Here is a 15,938-nt window from a genome sequence, read left to right as displayed (position 1 = left end):
ACAGCGGAACCCGCTGCTGCCATTACGAAGCCTAGTTTAGACCCCCACGTATCACGTGGTGCTGCTGTATTAGTTGTAGCCACGCTTTTTCTCCAAAATTAGTTTGTTGTGTATGCATAGAGATAGGCGTCTAAAAAGTTTATGTAAAAATTATTGTACACTTATAAAATAAGCGTTCGACGCACTATGTCTAGAAAGTAAAGCAGCTCCCCTTTAAAATTGGAACCCCAAAAAAGTACATTTATCGCACAAGTGTCGAGTTACGCAGGTTAAATGCTGCTTTTTTGTTCAAAAGTTAAAGAATGACCTTATTTTTCACATTAAAATAACAGAATCAGCTGTTATGAAATTCGTTCCTCATATAAGGTCAATCCCACGTCTAAATGGGAAATCTATTCCCCCAACCCACTTTTATGCTTAATATCCTAGAAGGGCATATTACTCTGAGCGTATATGGACAAGTTTTATCACTTTCTTACTTTAGCTGGCATCGGGCTATATTGGTTACTGGTCGCAGGTGTGACCATTCGTGTCGTTTTAAAGCGCCGTGCAGTGAGCGTGTCTTTAGCTTGGCTAATGATCATTTATATCCTTCCCGTTCTGGGTGTCGCATGTTATTTCCTCTTCGGTGAACTGAACTTAGGCAGAAAGCGAGCCGAACGTGCGAAAGAGATGTTTACACCATTCGAGAAGTGGTTCAGTCAGCTTAACGACTGTAACGCGCACAACCCAGAAACGATGGGAAGGCACATCTACCGAATTGATGAACTTTGTAACAACCGCCTTGGTCTTCCCGCATTGAGCGGTAATACATTGTCGCTGCAACAGTCACCTAATGAGATTTTGCATTCCATTATTGAAGACATCGAAAACGCGCAGAGCAGTATTCGAATGGTATTCTACATTTGGCATCCGGGTGGTTTGGCTGACTCTGTCGCTTCTGCGCTTATTCAAGCGGCTAAACGCGGCGTAGATGTCAAGCTATTGCTCGATTCAGCAGGTAGTCCACGTTTTTTCAGAAGTCCTTGGTATCGAATGATGCAGGATGCTGGAATTGAAGTTATTCAAGCGCTAGAAGTGAAGATGTGGCGTATTTTCTTACGTCGTCTTGATCTTCGCCAACATCGCAAGATCATCGTAATTGATGATGAAATTGCTTATACCGGTTCAATGAACCTGGTTGACCCGGCTTACTTCAAGCAAAACAGTGGCGTCGGGCATTGGGTGGACATCATGGTTCGCATTACGGGACCAACGGTAAACGTATTGAGTGCCATCCACTGTTGGGATTGGGAAGTCGAAACTGGCGAACGTCATTTACCAAGACTACCTGAATGCAAGATCGATGAGAGTGAATTCCAACACCCTATTCAGGTTGTGCCTTCTGGCCCAGGTATGCCGGAATATCTGATCTATCAAGTATTAACATTGGCAATAAACCAAGCCAATCGCTCGGTACGAATCACAACACCATATTTCGTGCCCAATGCTGATTTACTCGAAACGTTAAAGATGACAGCACAACGAGGCATTGACGTTGAACTCATTATTCCCCATAAAAATGACTCTATGATGGTGCAATGGGCGTCACGCGCTTTTTATAGTGAGCTCTTGAGTGCAGGGGTCAAGATTTATGAGTTTTATGGTGGTTTGCTGCATACAAAATCTGTCGTAATTGACGACCAATTCTGTTTAGTTGGCACCGTAAACATGGATATGCGCAGCTTGTGGCTGAACTTCGAAGTGACCCTCGCCGTTGATGACGAAGAGTTCACCAAGCAAATGTCTTGGTTACAAGATAGCTATATTAAGCAATCTCACACTGTTGTATTGGAAGAATGGGAGAAAAGGAGCCTATTTTCTCGGTTCTTAGAGCGAGTGTTCTATCTCTTCAACCCACTCCTCTAATACCTCAAATACACAGGCTAAAAAACCTCCAGCGCAACATGCATCCTGCTGGAGGTTTGTTCTTTTAGCTCCCTATCTACACGATACCTCTCGACATCATTACCTGTTCATCTTGGCTGTTATTGGCTGATAGTTGACTTTTCCCTTGCATAACCTACGTCGTCCATGTTTTAAATATTCAAAACCGCAATATTTAAGACAGGGAACTTTTATGTCAGAGGGAAAAAAAACCAAACTCATTACCGCTGGCCGCGATAAAAAGTGGACAAATGGTGTTGTAAACCCACCCGTTCAACGCGCTTCAACTGTGGTATTCAATACCGTTGCAGAAAAGAACCAAGCCACCATTAATCGTGCAAACAAAACGTTGTTTTATGGTCGCCGAGGCACCAACACGCACTTTGCTTTCCAAGACGCAATGGTTGAGATTGAAGGTGGAGCTGGTTGCGCGCTTTACCCTTGTGGAACGGCAGCAATTTCAAACGCCATCCTCTCTTTCGTTGAAACTGGCGATCACATTCTAATGGTGGACACTTGTTACGAACCAACTCGTGACTTTTGTAACACCATCATGAAGAAGATGGGCATCGAAACCACCTATTATGACCCAATGATCGGTGAAGGTATCCGAGACTTGATTCAGCCGAATACCAAAGTCCTTTTCTTAGAGTCTCCTGGTTCAATAACCATGGAAGTCCAAGATGTACCTACATTAGCGCACATTGCCCATGAGCAAGATATCATCGTGATGCTAGACAACACATGGGGAGCTGGCGTGAACTTCTCTCCTTTCGAGCATGGCGTAGACATTTCCATTCAAGCGGCAACTAAGTATATCGTTGGACATTCAGATGTCATGCTAGGTACTGCTGTGGCTTCTGAAAAGTATTGGGATCAGCTTCGTGAACAAAGCTACCTGATGGGTCAGTGCGTTTCTCCTGACGACGCATACCTAGGTCTTCGAGGTATTCGCACGTTGGATGTTCGCCTAAGACAGCACGCAGAAAGCAGTTTAAAAGTCGCTCAGTGGCTCGCTTCTCGCCCAGAAGTTGATCATGTCCGCCATCCAGCTTTAGAAACAAATCCTGGCCATGAGTTTTTCAAACGAGACTTCACAGGTGGAAACGGCTTGTTTTCATTTGTTCTCAAAACGTCTTATCCAAAAGCGACGACGGCTCTGCTTGATGGCATGAAACACTTCAGTATGGGTTACTCTTGGGGCGGTTATGAAAGCCTCATTCTAGCTAACGAACCTAAGAGCTTTAACAGCCTGAGAACCATAGCTCACCCACACTTTGAAGGTACTTTGGTTCGTATTCATATTGGCTTAGAAGACGTGAATGACTTGATCGCTGATTTAGAGGCTGGTTTTGCGCGTTATAATGCCTTAATGCTTGAAAAAGAAGCCTCCCTATAACAATGATTGAATCGCCCTGCATTGCGGGGCGTTTTTATAAACCCCTGACTTAATTAGAATTAACTAACATTCACCCTAGCCATTAATTAATGTTAATCATTTGTGTTGTTTTTCAATTGAGCAGTCACAGAATGAAATAATGTGCCACAAATAGGCTTTCCAAATTTAGAGTTTCTCTCCTACTTTTTATCATTCATAAGAGGTCATACCACAAGGAGATAGTTTTGAAACTCAAATTTATAGCGCTAATGCTTTTTACCTTAGTTACCGTCCCAATAACCTCCGTATCCGCTGCAACAGGTTATACCCAAACCAAGTATCCGATTGTTCTGGTTCACGGTTTGTTTGGTTTTGATACTCTGGCAGGCGTTGATTACTTTTTCGGAATACCACATTCCTTAACAAAAGATGGCGCTACGGTTTATGTTGCACAGGTATCCGCGACCAATAGCAGCGAAGTTCGAGGGGAGCAACTGCTTGCTCAAGTCGAAACCTTACTTGCAGCAACAGGCGCAGAGAAAGTCAATCTCATTGGTCACAGTCATGGTGGTCCAACAACGCGCTATGTTGCCTCTGTCCGTCCTGACCTAGTCGCATCAGTTACGAGTATAGGAGGCGTTAATAAAGGGTCTAAAGTGGCAGATTTAGTTCGTGGCACCGTATCTGAGGGTTCGGGTAGTGAGCAGCTCGCGGTAAAACTGGCGCAAGGCTTAACTACTCTTATTAATCTTCTATCAGGTGGTTCTGATCTCGACCAAGACCCTTTAGCCTCACTAGCAACATTAACCACGGAAGGATCATTAGCGTTTAACCAACACTACCCGGAGGGAGTCCCTACCAGTGAATGTGGTAATGGTGACTTGCTGGCTTCAAATGGCGTTTATTACTACTCATGGACCGGATCATCCACTTTTACAAACGTTTTCGATCCGACCGACGCTGCCATGATGGTACTTGGCTTAGCCTTTGATGGGCCAAATGATGGCTTAGTTGGTGCGTGCAGCACACATTTGGGCAAAGTCATACGTGATGATTATCAAATGAACCATTTGGATGAAATTAACGGCCTACTCGGTATTCATCATCTTTTTGAAACCGATCCAGTCACGCTTTATCGCCAACATGCAAATCGTCTCAAACTTCAAGGTTTATAAGAGGTCATCACAATGAAGAAAGTCGCTCTCACCACTTTTATCCTGCTCTCGATATTTGGCGTGGGAGCGCTTTCTTTGTTGCAAAGCGACAAACAACAAGAGATAACCTCTAACCATTCGCCATCTCAGCAAGATATAGCCGCCGATGTCTCTTCCCCAAAAGATTTCTTCGAATATTCTCTTAGCCGGCTGGGCGAAGAAGATCTCGATACGATCAAAGCGGAAGTTAATGATGACACTTTAGCAAAGCAAACTCTGAATATTGATGCCCAACTTTTTCAAACCTACCTTTCCTACAAGCAAGCACTCTCTGTATTAGAGCCTTTTCAGCACAACCACCTAACGCTTGAACAGTTAACCATGCTGAATGAAGCAATACTGAACTTACAGCTTCAATACTTTAACGAGGTGCAGATAACCCTATTGTTTGACGAAGAAAACCGACTTCGCCAACTTGCTTTAGAAAAGCTGACGATTAAAACACAGGCATCGGATATCGAGAGTCAAACACACCTTCTTAATCAAGCGTTATCAGAACAACCGGATTACATACGAGAAAGTGAACACAATAACGTATTAGCAGAGCAGCTCGAGCAAGCTTCTCAGCTTGATTCACAAGACAAGTACATCGCCCGTGTCGCTCTGATAGGAGATGCCGGAGCGCAGAGGCTGCAAAAGCTTGATGAGCAAAGAGCATCATTTGAGACTCAACTCGCCACTTACTTAAAGCAGCGTCAAAATATTCTGAATAGGGATTTTCTAGGGCAAGACGAAAAACAGGCAGAAATCATTGCTTTAAGAAAACAAAGCTTCGATGCCACTCAATGGCGTCGAATCGAAGCTTTGGAACGTATTCATGATAGCCAAAACTAACAACATTAGCTTAATAGCCAAACGTCACTTATTCTGCTTTTTAGGACATCCAACGATATGGTCATCCACCATGCCGACGGCTTGCATGAAAGCATAACAGATGGTTTCACCGACAAACTTGAAGCCTTTCTTTTTTAGGAATTTACTCATGGCTTTGGATTGCTCTGTCGAAGCTGGTACGTCACTCATATGTTGCCATTGATTGACGATTGGTTCACCGTCCACGAACTGCCACAACGCGTCTGATAAACTCCCGTATTCAGCAATTAACGCTTTAGCCGCTTTGGCATTACTAAATACCGAGTTAATCTTTCCACGATGTCTCACAACATCGAAGTTTTCCACGATGTATTCAGCGCGTTCTTCATTTCTTTGTTCCAACGCATCTAGATCGTAATTCTCGAACGCTTCTCTGTAACCTTCGCGCTTTTTAAGGATGGTGATCCAACTAAGACCAGCTTGCGCACCTTCCAAAGTAATAAATTCAAACAGGACTTGGTCGTCATATACTGGCACGCCCCATTCGGAATCATGATATTCGCGCTCTAATGGGTGATTCATCGCCCACGCACACGTTTTTTGTTCTGTCATTATTCTTCCTTAAAAAGCGCCTCTAACTGATGAGCTAGAGGCGCGATATTTTTCATCGTTATATCAGTAGCACTAAGCCTGTTTCGGTACTGCCACTTTATGGAACAAACGATACAACACTGGCACGACAATCAGTGTCAGGACTGTCGCAAAACCCAAACCAAACATAATCGTAACCGCCATTGGTTTGAAGAAAATATCTGGCAACAGTGGGATCATACCAAGGATCGTCGTGATAGCAGCCATACAAACGGGACGGACGCGACTTACCGCAGCATCAACGACCGCGTCATAAGCCTCTTTACCGGACTTCATTTCAATTTCAATTTGGTCCAGTAATACGATGCCATTTTTGAGCACCATTCCCGATAAGCTTAAGAAGCCGAGCAATGCCATAAAACCAAACGGCGTGTTGAGTGCCAACAAACCAGTGGTGACGCCAATTAACGCCAGCGGTACGGTAAGCCAAACAATGAGTGGCTCTTTGATAGAGTTAAATAGGAATACAGTGATCAAGAACATGAACAAGTACCCCATTGGCATGGTAGTAAACAGCGACTCTTGAGCATCACCAGAAGATTCGTATTCACCACCCCACTCTAAGGAATAACCTGGTGGTAATTGAATCGCTTCGATTTGGGGCTGTAAGCGTTTTTGCAATGTCGATGCGGTTTCTTCACCTAGAATATCAGGGTCTGCCATCACAGTGAGCATACGCTTACGGTTCTTACGTACAATAATAGGGTCCTCCCAACGCATGTCGTAACCCATTGTGACTTGTTGAAGTGGGATAAACTCACTCTGTGCTGGACTCCATATTTTCATGCCTTCGATGTTACGAATATCAATACGTTCATCTTCAGGTAAGCGAGCCACGATAGGCATGAGCGTCGTGCCGTCTCGGTATAAGCCTATCGTCATTCCAGAGAATGACATGGACAAGAAATCATCGACGTCCGATTTGGTAATGCCATAGCGACGTGCCTGACTCTCGTTAAACTGAGGTTCAAGAACTTGGGTTCGTTCACGCCAATCATGCCTGATATTTGTTGCCTGAGGGTCGGCGTACATGATGTCCTTGACCTGAGCGGCTATCGTACGAAGGACGGTTGGATCTGAGCCAATAATACGCGCTTCAATTTTTGCACCACCACCAGGGCCTAACTCAATCTGTTTGAGCTTGTAATTGATTTCTGGGTAGTTGGCTTTTAAATACTCTCGAAACTTCGCCATTAATGGTTTTAACGCTTCGTAGTTTTCCATACGAGTGGTTATCTCACCATAAGCCGCATAACTTTTCTCTGGCGCGTACGTTAACATGAAGCGCTGTAAGCCTTTACCCGCGGTCGTCGTGATATGGTCAACATGCTCTTGCTTAGCTAACCAACTTTCTAACTCTTTAAGCGTTGTGTTAGTTGCTCGAATATCAGTTCCTTCTGGCATCCATACATCTAACTGAAAAATCGGCGTTGTCGAAGATGGGAAAAACGCTTGCTTCACAAAGGTGAACCCGTAAACACTTGCCGCTAATCCCGCAATCAGCACCACAACGGTAAACCAAGCACGACGCATACAAAACTGAAGAAACTTTTTATAAATAACGAAAATAACCCCGTTATATGGATCATTTTCTTCCCCTTCACCTTGTTTAATCTTCTGGCCTTTAAAGAAGATGTCAGCAAAGAATGGTGTCAACGAGATAGCGGTAAACCAGCTCAACATTAAAGAGATCAGCAGAACCGTAAATAAAGTGCCACAGTATTCGCCCGTCGAGTCTTCAGACAGTCCAATTGGCGCAAATGCAGTTACCGCAATCACAGTTGCCCCAAGTAATGGCCACTTTGTTTGGGTAACAATGTCGGTCGCTGCTTGGAGTCGAGTTCGCCCTTTTTGAGTACCAATCAAAATCCCCTCAACCACAACGATGGCATTGTCCACCAGCATACCTAACGCGATAACCAAGGCACCTAATGAAATCCGCTGCAAATCTATCGCGAGATACTTCATGAAAATGAACGTACCCAACACCGTCAGCAGTAAAATTAAACCGATAAGCAGCCCCGAACGTAGCCCCATAAAGAACAGAAGTACGATAATGACGATACCGACAGCTTGAGCCAAGCTGACAACAAAACCGCTAACCGATTTATCCACCTCTTTAGGCTGACTGTAAATTTCCGAGATTTCGATACCGACAGGTTGTTGGTACTTTAGCTCGGCAAGGCGATGATCAAACGCTTTTCCGACTTCAACGACGTTGACGCCTTCAGCAAAAGAAACACCCACGTTTAGTGCAAGACTTCCGTTAAAATTAATAATATTACTCGGTACTTCTACGTACCCGCGTTTTATTTCCGCCACATCTTTCAAGAAAATGAGCCCCTGAGCGCCCGACTCAGTAATCAACAAATCACCCAGCTCCTCCACACTCTGGAACTCGCCAGTCGGCTGAATTCTGATGTACTCGTCACCAATTCTGATCGCTCCTGCGTCAGAAACCACGTTTTGCGTCGAAAGAAGATTAAACACGGTATCCGGAGCAAGACCTATACTGCTCAGCTTTTTCATCGATACTTCGATGAAAACTTGCTCTTGCTGTTGCCCGGATACCGAAACTTTACTCACGCCATCAACCAGTTCGAGCTCTCGGCGTAAGTAATCGACGTAATCCAGTAGCTCTTTATAGCTATAACCGTCGCCAGTCACCGCTAACAAAATCCCGTAAACATCACCAAAATCATCGATCACTTGAGGTTCATTCACACCTGGAGGCAACGTCCCTTTAAGGTCGTTCACTTTACGGCGCAACTCATCCCAAATTTGTGGTAGATCATCAGGGCCATAATTGTTCTTCATCGTGACCGTGATTTGAGATAAGCCTCGGCTAGAAATCGAATTTACTTCATCAACATAAGTAAGCTGCTGAATCGCTTTTTCGATTGGATACGTCACTTCTTCTTCGACTTGTTGCGGTGTCGCACCAGGGTAAGAGGTCACTACCATCGCATCTTTAATAGTAAAAGCAGGGTCCTCAAGACGCCCTAAACCAAAGAATGCGGCGATACCACCAATCAAAAATATCAGTGCGACCATCCAACTGATGACGCGATTGCGGATGAAGTACGCAGCAATACCGGTCACATCATCATCACTTTGAGGCACTGATTTATTAAGATCGCTCATAGACCGGCCTCCTGCGTAGCCATTTCCTGTATCACTTCCACTTTCATGCCATCCCTTAATCGAGAAACACCGGCAATCACAACTTTGTCTTTGAGCATGAGACCATCAAGGATTTGAATGGACGTTTTAGATGCCTTACCTGCTCGCACCTGTTTGCGCGATACCGTATTGTCGTCATTCAGTACCCAAACAAATTTGTTTTCGCGCCCCAGCTCGTCACCATCCGCATTAAAAATGGCTTCGATAGGGACATTAATTCCTAGGTTGAGATCAAGCCCAACATTCTCGTCTTTAGACGTTACTTCAACAGCCATCCCATCTAGGATGTACTCTTCTTCCGGCATAGGAAGCGACAGTGTGACAGTAAACGTACCTGTTGTTGGATCGGGCTCAGTCGTAAATTCTTTTACCGTCGCGTTATATTCGTTACCGCTGGGCACGCGCACTAATGCTTTGATCGCGGTAAGCCTTTCTTCCGTTGGCGGTTGGTTCACATAGAGGCGGTCTGGAAGCTGAATCAACACTTCGACTCGCTCCAAGCTGTGAATATTAACGATATGCTGTCCGACTTGAACATTTTCGAATTGGTCGATATTAACTCGCGAAATAATCCCATCCACGGGCGCTTTTAAGGCAGTAAATGATAGACGAAGTTTGGCTAACTGAAGCTCAGCTAAGGCGATTTGTCGTTGTGCTGCAATTTCATCAAACTGAGACTTAGCTAATAGGCCTTTATCAACCAAAGGGCGTGAGCGGCGATACTGACTGTCGACAACAGAAAAACGCGCACTCGCATTATCTACATCCAACTCATAGTCCGTGGGATCTAGCGTTGCAATAACATCACCCTTCGTGACTTTGTCGCCCTCTTTTACCATGATGCGGCTGACTTCTCCTGCCACTCTGAAGCTCAAATGAGAGCGATCCGCTGCATTCGCAACCGCAGGGAAGTACAAGTTGTCGTCCACCTTGTTTCCCGCTAATGACGTAACCCTAACTCGTGGCGTTTCGAGCTCTTTTTCTGGCGCCTTATCCCCACAGCCAACGAGAAAAAGCGTTGAAAGTAAAGTCGCTAGAGAGATGATTCCTTTCATATTACAACCCTCTTTCCTTAATCCACGCTCTTACCTTAATTCCGGGTTCAATTACACTGACACCCGAGATAATGATTTGGTCGCCATCGTTAAGCCCGGCTAACACTTGATTTTTGTCATTCATCTCAATTGCGGCTTTGGATACAATGCCTTGCTCATCGACACGCCAAACGTATGTTTTGCCGTTCTCTTCTAGCAACGCGGAGTTAGGAATCTTTGTCGCTCCTGCACTTTTGGACAGGAGGTAAGCATTGCCAGACATTCCCGGCAAAAGGCCAATTTCTGCTGGTCGCTCCATGACCATCGTGACTTTGTAACTGCCCGTTTTAGGATCGGCTTCTGTATCGATTTCCTGAAAGGTTAAGTCAAAGGCTTGCTCGGGGAACGCATCAAATATCATTCTGGCAGAGACATCGCTCCCCTGCGTGTAACGATTTAGAAGATAGTCTGGGATTTGGAATATCACTTTGAGGAGTTGGTTGGACTGAATATTCATCACCCCTTCTTTCGCGGCAACATATTCATGGTTTTCTGCTGGAATGTACGAAATAGTGCCATCATATGGCGCGACAAGTTTGGTATATCTTAAGTTTGCCTTTGCTTGATTCCATTGAGCTTTTGCTGAGTTGTGATTCGCTTTTGCCTCATCAAAATCTTGCTCAGATACTACTTGGTCTTTACGTAGCTTTTGGTATCGCTTGTATTGCACATCTGCGAGCAAAAAATTTGCCCGAGCTTGCTGTTCGAGCAGAGAATATTCATCTGGGTTTAATGACGCCAAAACATCACCTTTACTAACGACTTGACCTTCATTCACTTCTATCGTTTGAAGAAGCCCAGGAACTCGAAATGTCAGTACTGCTCTATCGCCAGCTTCCGTCGTGGCAGGAAAATGTCGCTCAAACTGGGCATTGCCAACAGATACTGTAAATAGCTTCGCAGGGCGCGATTCAGGTTCAGGAACAGGAGGAAGTTCTTTACCGCACCCCGACAAGACAGCCGAGATGGCAATAGGAATGAGCAATTTTCTCATTACATTCATCCATAAAAATTGGGGGATTATTTTTAAAGTAGATGAATTTTGAACGAACTTCCAGAGCAGAAAAGATTAATAGTGCTTTAAAATTAGTAATTTGTGATAAAAAAGCAGGCTTTATGCCTGCTTCAGTTAACTCTTCTTTGGATACAAAATGCCTAGAGCTTGCTGAATTCTCTGTTCACCCTATATGTATCAGACGTAACATAAGCTTCCATGTTACGAATTTTGCCATCAAGACGGTCAAAATCCCTTTCCAACACACTGAGCAGTTGATCAGGGCTTTGCCCTTTCTGCCAAGGCTTACTTTTGAGCGTATGCTCTTGCTGCGCTCTGATATTTTCAGAATACGTTACTGGTTGCTTTTCTAACATAAACGCCATCGCGATGTACGCTAACAATACCAAAAACGTACCACCTAACAGCGCTGCAGAAATCACTACAATACGAATCAACCAAACTTCTGCACCAAAGTAGTTGGCAATTCCGGCGCAAACACCGGAGATTTTGCCATTTACTGGGTCACGATACAGTTCTCGATTATTCATACTTGCGTCTCCATGTTGGTGACTCAGCATCCAAGATGCGCTCCAATGTATCAACTCGGGACTGCATCGCTTCCGCTTTTTCAGATAGTACCTGAAGGCGCTCTAAATCCTGGCTCGACAGTGCACTATCTGTTTTGCGTTTGCTGCGATAGTGTAAGAAGAGCCATAGTGGAGCGACAAAGATTAAAAAGACAATCACTGGTCCTGCTATAAAAAATGCCGACATAAATGGCTCCTTTCTTATTTATCTTTCGATGACATCTGTTCTTTCAGTTTTGCCAACTCTTTTTCAATTTCGTCTTGTGCCTGCAACTCTGCAAACTCTTGTTCTAGCGATTTAGCATTACCGGTTTGAGCATACAGGTCTGCTTCCGCTTCCATTTCATCCACTTTACGTGAGTATTGCTCGAATTTCGCCATCGCTTCATTAGTACGGCTAGTGTGCAGGTGTTTTTGCACATCACGACGGTTAGATGCAGTTTGGTTACGAATTGCTAGTGCTTGCTGTTTTGCGCGCGTTTCAGCAATTTTGCTTTCCAACTTACCAATCTCGCCAGTAAGCTTATCGATCGTTTCTTCCACTAAGGTTTGCTCAGTGTGGAGGCCTTTAATCACTTGCTCTAGCTTTTGCTTTTCAATTAACGCTGCACGAGCTAGATCTTCACGCTCTTTAACTAATGCTAAGCTCGCTTTTTGGCCCCATTCGCCAATTTGCTCTTCTAACGTTTCAACCTTACGAGCCAACTCTTTCTTGTCTGCAATCGCTTTAGCCGAGTTAGTACGCACTTCAACAAGTGTGTCTTCCATTTCTTGAATGATAAGACGGATCATTTTTTCAGGATCTTCCGCCTTGTCCAGTAATGCACTGATGTTTGAGTTAACGATATCTGCAAATCGAGAAAAAATACCCATAACGGAACTCCTCTTTTTTCCTATTAAAACTCGACAAGGTGGTGATTAACCTTGTGTCTCCCTGAATACATAACAAGTAACGTGCCAACTTATAATTTTCTTTTAAATCAGAGCGTTATTCATTTTGTTGTCGTTACACACTATTGTGCTATGATGTTTTTCACCAACTGTTGGTGAAATTTACCAACTCTATCTCTAAATCATGGCTCGGCTGTTAAATAAGAAGGACTTTATGAAGCAAAACCTGATTGGTGAATCACCTGCTTTTCTCGCTGTACTAGATAAAGTATCACAACTTGCACCCATTGAGCGCCCTGTCCTCATCATTGGTGAACGAGGTACGGGTAAAGAACTCATCGCTCAGCGTTTGCATTATTTATCAAGACGTTGGGATAAACCACTACTATCACTCAACTGTGCGACATTAAGCGAAGGGCTAATAGATTCCGAATTGTTTGGACATGAATCTGGCTCCTTCACGGGCTCTAAAGGTAAGCATAAAGGGCGTTTCGAGCGTGCCGAGGGCGGTACTTTGTTCCTTGACGAACTGGCAACCGCACCACTTTTAGTTCAAGAAAAGCTATTACGTGTCATTGAATATGGTGAATATGAGCGAGTTGGCGGTCATACCGCTCTCAATGCGGATGTTAGACTTGTTTGTGCAACCAATGCCGACCTACCAAAATTGGCAGAGCAAGGTGATTTTCGTGCAGATCTGCTCGACAGGCTAGCCTTCGATGTCATTATGTTACCGCCTCTTCGCGAGCGCAAAGAAGACATTCTCTCTTTAGCAGAGCACTACGCGATGAAAATGTGTCGTGAACTGCAACTGGAATACTTTGTCGGTTTTACCCCAAAAGCGCAGCAGTCGCTTATTGAATATGAATGGCCCGGTAACGTCCGCGAACTAAAAAACGTGATTGAACGTGCGATTTACCAACATGGTCTGAATGCTCACCCAATTGATGAGCTGATTTTCAATCCTTTTGAAACGGTTTGGCACAGCGCGCTTGGCCATAGTGCAACACAAGCAGAACAACAAGAAGAGGAAGCATCAAGCAACACCATCCAATTCCCTCTAGACTATAAACAATGGCAAGAGGAACAAGATATCCATTTACTCAATCGTGCATTGGAAGAAGCCAAGTTTAATCAACGACAAGCAGCCGAGCTACTTGGCTTGAGCTATCACCAATTACGAGGGATGGTTAGAAAATATGGTTTGGTCGGACAAAGCTAACTTGACCGAGAGTACTCAATCAATACACGAGCTCGTGACTGCGCTCTAATTCGCATGCATTTATGGCATAACACCTTACAGTGTATGGATTTTATGTTTGGAGCGAGTTCACAAAGGTGATAAATTAGCGAGATCATTTTCGCTTGTTAGCTTTGAAAGAGTAAGATCAAACGAAACGAGCAAGATCCAATGAACATTTCATATTATGAATGCTTTTATAAGATTATCGCTGAGCCTTATTGGGATTAGCCTACTGACCGCTTGTGGCGATGAAATTGACCACAATGATATTCGCAAAGCTGGCTTTGTGTTTTGCGGACAGGGTAAGCCGACCACGTTTAACCCTCAGCTTATTGATAGCGGTATTACCGCAGAGGCTCTGAGCCCGCAGCTGTACGATACGCTGCTCACGCTCGATCCTAAATCACATCAGCCCGTGGCAAGCATCGCCGAGAGTTGGTCAGTAAATGAATCAGGGACGGAATACACGTTTAAGCTTAAACGTGGTGTTAAATTCCAAACCACGCCTTGGTTCACACCCACTCGCCCATTGAATGCAAAAGATGTGGTATTTAGCTTCAAGCGAATCATCGATGTAGACCATCCTTTTCACCAAGTAGGTGGTGGTTTTTATCCATGGTTTGCAGGGTTAGATTTTCAAAGCCTACTCCAAGACGTGGTTGCAATAGATGAGCATACGGTAAGGTTTACGTTATCTCAGACAAACTTTTCTTTCTTGGCCAATATTGCCACCAGCCATGCGGTTATCTTGTCTGCGGAGTATGGACAGCAATTGGCAGCAAAAGATCATAAAGAAGAAATCGACCAACTTCCTATCGGTACCGGCCCTTATCAATTAAAAGAGTACCAAGTGAACGATTTGATTCGATTAGAGCGTCATTCTAATTACTGGAAGTCACCAGCAAAAATGGAACAAGTGGTGTTCGATATCTCTCACAGAGGCACGGGTACATTAGCTAAACTTTTAAGAAACGAGTGTGACGTACTCTCTTCACCTATTTCGAGCCAAATACCTGTCATTCAAGAAAATGACAACCTTGAGCTGACGGCTACACCGGCTAACAACGTTTCCTTTATTGCGATAAACACAGAAACCACCGCGCTGAGTGATGCTCGAGTTCGCCAAGCACTTAACTTAGCGATCAACCGTCAAAATATTTTAGATTCGGTTTACTACGGAACTGGCTCCCAAGCTTATACCTTGCTACCACCTAATTCATGGGCTTATCAAAAAGACAGTGTAAAAATTCGTTATGACCGGAATTATGCATTGGCACTACTTCGAGATGCAGGCTACGAAGACGGCCTAGAATTGACCATGTGGGTACCACTTGAACCACGTGCTTTTAACCCAAGCCCTCGTAAGACTGCGGAGTTAATCCAAGCGAATTTTGCCGATATTGGGGTTAAATTAACGCTACTTACCGATGATAGGTTTGAACGTGTGGATTTGGAGAACATCAACGATATCGATTTACTTTTAACAGGTTGGATTGGTGATACCGGGGATCCTGACAACTTTTTCCGCCCTTTATTATCTTGCGAGTCTGACCGCGTTGGCCTTAACGTGTCCATGTGGTGTAACGATGACTTCGATTTCTTGCTCGATTTGGCGTTAGAAACTCAAGAACCGCGTTACCGTTTGAACCTATATCGCCAAGCACAGAACATTTTGAATCAAGAGTTCCCGGTTATTCCTCTGGCGCATGGCGTGCAGTTCCGTGTGCACGACAAATCGCTGACAGGCTTCAAATCAAGCCCTTTCAATGCCCAACCGTTTGATAGAGTTGAGAGAATTCACTGATGTTTTGGTATACCGTTCGACGCTTTAACCTATTTATCATCACTTTGATGATCCTTACATTAGTGGGTTTTTCTCTGCTTCGCCTTGACCCTCTCTCGCACTGGGCAAACGTTGATTTTTGGTCTGGTTGGAAAACTTACTTAATCAACCTTTCTCA

General features: G+C 44.3%; 13 protein-coding genes and 1 pseudogene. 7 read left to right on the top strand and 7 right to left on the bottom strand.

The genetic code is table 11. The annotated features are described in order from the left end of the window. Nucleotides 1-453: 453 nt before the first annotated feature. The 4 genes from cls to R7041_RS19415 all read left to right on the top strand — a co-directional run bounded on the left by cls (nt 454) and on the right by R7041_RS19415 (nt 5,352). Nucleotides 454-1,908, top strand: coding sequence for a cardiolipin synthase (cls, locus tag R7041_RS19430; RefSeq protein ID WP_005378105.1), 1,455 nt, complete (start codon nt 454-456; stop codon nt 1,906-1,908). Between the two features lie 211 nt (nt 1,909-2,119). Then, on the top strand, nt 2,120-3,325 hold the full coding sequence (locus tag R7041_RS19425) for a cystathionine beta-lyase (protein ID WP_064368051.1): 1,206 nt from the start codon (nt 2,120-2,122) through the stop codon (nt 3,323-3,325). A gap of 248 nt (nt 3,326-3,573) precedes the next feature. Further along, nucleotides 3,574-4,479 (top strand): esterase/lipase family protein, encoded by a 906-nt coding sequence (locus R7041_RS19420; protein WP_064368049.1) that lies wholly within the window; start codon nt 3,574-3,576, stop codon nt 4,477-4,479. A gap of 12 nt (nt 4,480-4,491) precedes the next feature. Beyond that, nucleotides 4,492-5,352, top strand: a complete 861-nt coding sequence (locus tag R7041_RS19415) for a lipase secretion chaperone (protein WP_258512449.1) — start codon at nt 4,492-4,494, stop codon at nt 5,350-5,352. 24 nt (nt 5,353-5,376) lie between these two features. Here the strand turns inward: R7041_RS19415 and R7041_RS19410 are convergent, their stop codons facing one another. The 7 genes from R7041_RS19410 to pspA form a co-directional block, all read right to left on the bottom strand. Then, entirely contained in the window at nt 5,377-5,943 is a 567-nt protein-coding gene (locus tag R7041_RS19410) for a DNA-3-methyladenine glycosylase I (RefSeq protein ID WP_005378109.1), read from the bottom strand. A gap of 72 nt (nt 5,944-6,015) precedes the next feature. Further along, entirely contained in the window at nt 6,016-9,126 is a 3,111-nt protein-coding gene (gene vmeI, locus R7041_RS19405; protein WP_258489348.1) for an efflux RND transporter permease subunit VmeI, read from the bottom strand. Continuing rightward, nucleotides 9,123-10,220: an efflux RND transporter periplasmic adaptor subunit gene (locus R7041_RS19400; protein WP_005378112.1), complete on the bottom strand. Its 1,098-nt coding sequence runs from the start codon at nt 10,218-10,220 to the stop codon at nt 9,123-9,125. The genes vmeI and R7041_RS19400 overlap by 4 nt, the downstream gene beginning before the upstream one ends. A 1-nt stretch (nt 10,221) precedes the next feature. Next, nucleotides 10,222-11,253, bottom strand: a complete 1,032-nt coding sequence (locus R7041_RS19395; RefSeq protein WP_053307438.1) for an efflux RND transporter periplasmic adaptor subunit — start codon at nt 11,251-11,253, stop codon at nt 10,222-10,224. 161 nt (nt 11,254-11,414) lie between these two features. Beyond that, nucleotides 11,415-11,804: an envelope stress response membrane protein PspC gene (pspC, locus tag R7041_RS19390; protein WP_025766867.1), complete on the bottom strand. Its 390-nt coding sequence runs from the start codon at nt 11,802-11,804 to the stop codon at nt 11,415-11,417. Continuing rightward, nucleotides 11,797-12,030, bottom strand: coding sequence for an envelope stress response membrane protein PspB (gene pspB, locus R7041_RS19385; RefSeq protein ID WP_005378117.1), 234 nt, complete (start codon nt 12,028-12,030; stop codon nt 11,797-11,799). Before pspB ends, pspC begins: the two co-directional genes overlap by 8 nt. A 14-nt stretch (nt 12,031-12,044) precedes the next feature. Next, complete coding sequence (gene pspA / locus R7041_RS19380) at nt 12,045-12,716, bottom strand: phage shock protein PspA (RefSeq protein ID WP_005378119.1); 672 nt, start codon at nt 12,714-12,716, stop codon at nt 12,045-12,047. Between the two features lie 232 nt (nt 12,717-12,948). Between pspA and pspF the strand changes: the two genes are divergently transcribed. The 3 genes and pseudogenes from pspF to R7041_RS19365 form a co-directional block, all read left to right on the top strand. Continuing rightward, nucleotides 12,949-13,956: a phage shock protein operon transcriptional activator gene (pspF, locus tag R7041_RS19375; protein ID WP_064368044.1), complete on the top strand. Its 1,008-nt coding sequence runs from the start codon at nt 12,949-12,951 to the stop codon at nt 13,954-13,956. Between the two features lie 205 nt (nt 13,957-14,161). Then, nucleotides 14,162-15,781, top strand: coding sequence for an ABC transporter substrate-binding protein (locus R7041_RS19370; RefSeq protein ID WP_206949111.1), 1,620 nt, complete (start codon nt 14,162-14,164; stop codon nt 15,779-15,781). After that, nucleotides 15,781-15,938 (top strand): annotated as a pseudogene (locus R7041_RS19365) (peptide ABC transporter permease); the annotation flags it as partial. The gene R7041_RS19370 and the pseudogene R7041_RS19365, both read left to right, overlap by 1 nt.

It is taken from the genome of Vibrio sp. 1751, assembly GCF_033339895.1.
GTDB classification, from domain to species: Bacteria; Pseudomonadota; Gammaproteobacteria; order Enterobacterales; family Vibrionaceae; genus Vibrio; species Vibrio alginolyticus.
Note: the sequence above shows the minus strand (reverse complement) of the source record. Positions and strands in the feature narration are given on the sequence as shown.

Excerpts from the sequence above, each read along its gene's own strand:
- cls (WP_005378105.1), top strand. The coding sequence starts at position 454 with ATGGACAAGTTTTATCACTTTCTTACTTTAGCTGGCATCGGGCTATAT.
- R7041_RS19425 (WP_064368051.1), top strand. The coding sequence starts at position 2,120 with ATGTCAGAGGGAAAAAAAACCAAACTCATTACCGCTGGCCGCGATAAA.
- R7041_RS19420 (WP_064368049.1), top strand. The coding sequence starts at position 3,574 with ATGCTTTTTACCTTAGTTACCGTCCCAATAACCTCCGTATCCGCTGCA.
- R7041_RS19415 (WP_258512449.1), top strand. The coding sequence starts at position 4,492 with ATGAAGAAAGTCGCTCTCACCACTTTTATCCTGCTCTCGATATTTGGC.
- R7041_RS19410 (WP_005378109.1), bottom strand. The coding sequence starts at position 5,943 with ATGACAGAACAAAAAACGTGTGCGTGGGCGATGAATCACCCATTAGAG.
- vmeI (WP_258489348.1), bottom strand. The coding sequence starts at position 9,126 with ATGAGCGATCTTAATAAATCAGTGCCTCAAAGTGATGATGATGTGACC.
- R7041_RS19400 (WP_005378112.1), bottom strand. The coding sequence starts at position 10,220 with ATGAAAGGAATCATCTCTCTAGCGACTTTACTTTCAACGCTTTTTCTC.
- R7041_RS19395 (WP_053307438.1), bottom strand. The coding sequence starts at position 11,253 with ATGAGAAAATTGCTCATTCCTATTGCCATCTCGGCTGTCTTGTCGGGG.
- pspC (WP_025766867.1), bottom strand. The coding sequence starts at position 11,804 with ATGAATAATCGAGAACTGTATCGTGACCCAGTAAATGGCAAAATCTCC.
- pspB (WP_005378117.1), bottom strand. The coding sequence starts at position 12,030 with ATGTCGGCATTTTTTATAGCAGGACCAGTGATTGTCTTTTTAATCTTT.
- pspA (WP_005378119.1), bottom strand. The coding sequence starts at position 12,716 with ATGGGTATTTTTTCTCGATTTGCAGATATCGTTAACTCAAACATCAGT.
- pspF (WP_064368044.1), top strand. The coding sequence starts at position 12,949 with ATGAAGCAAAACCTGATTGGTGAATCACCTGCTTTTCTCGCTGTACTA.
- R7041_RS19370 (WP_206949111.1), top strand. The coding sequence starts at position 14,162 with ATGAATGCTTTTATAAGATTATCGCTGAGCCTTATTGGGATTAGCCTA.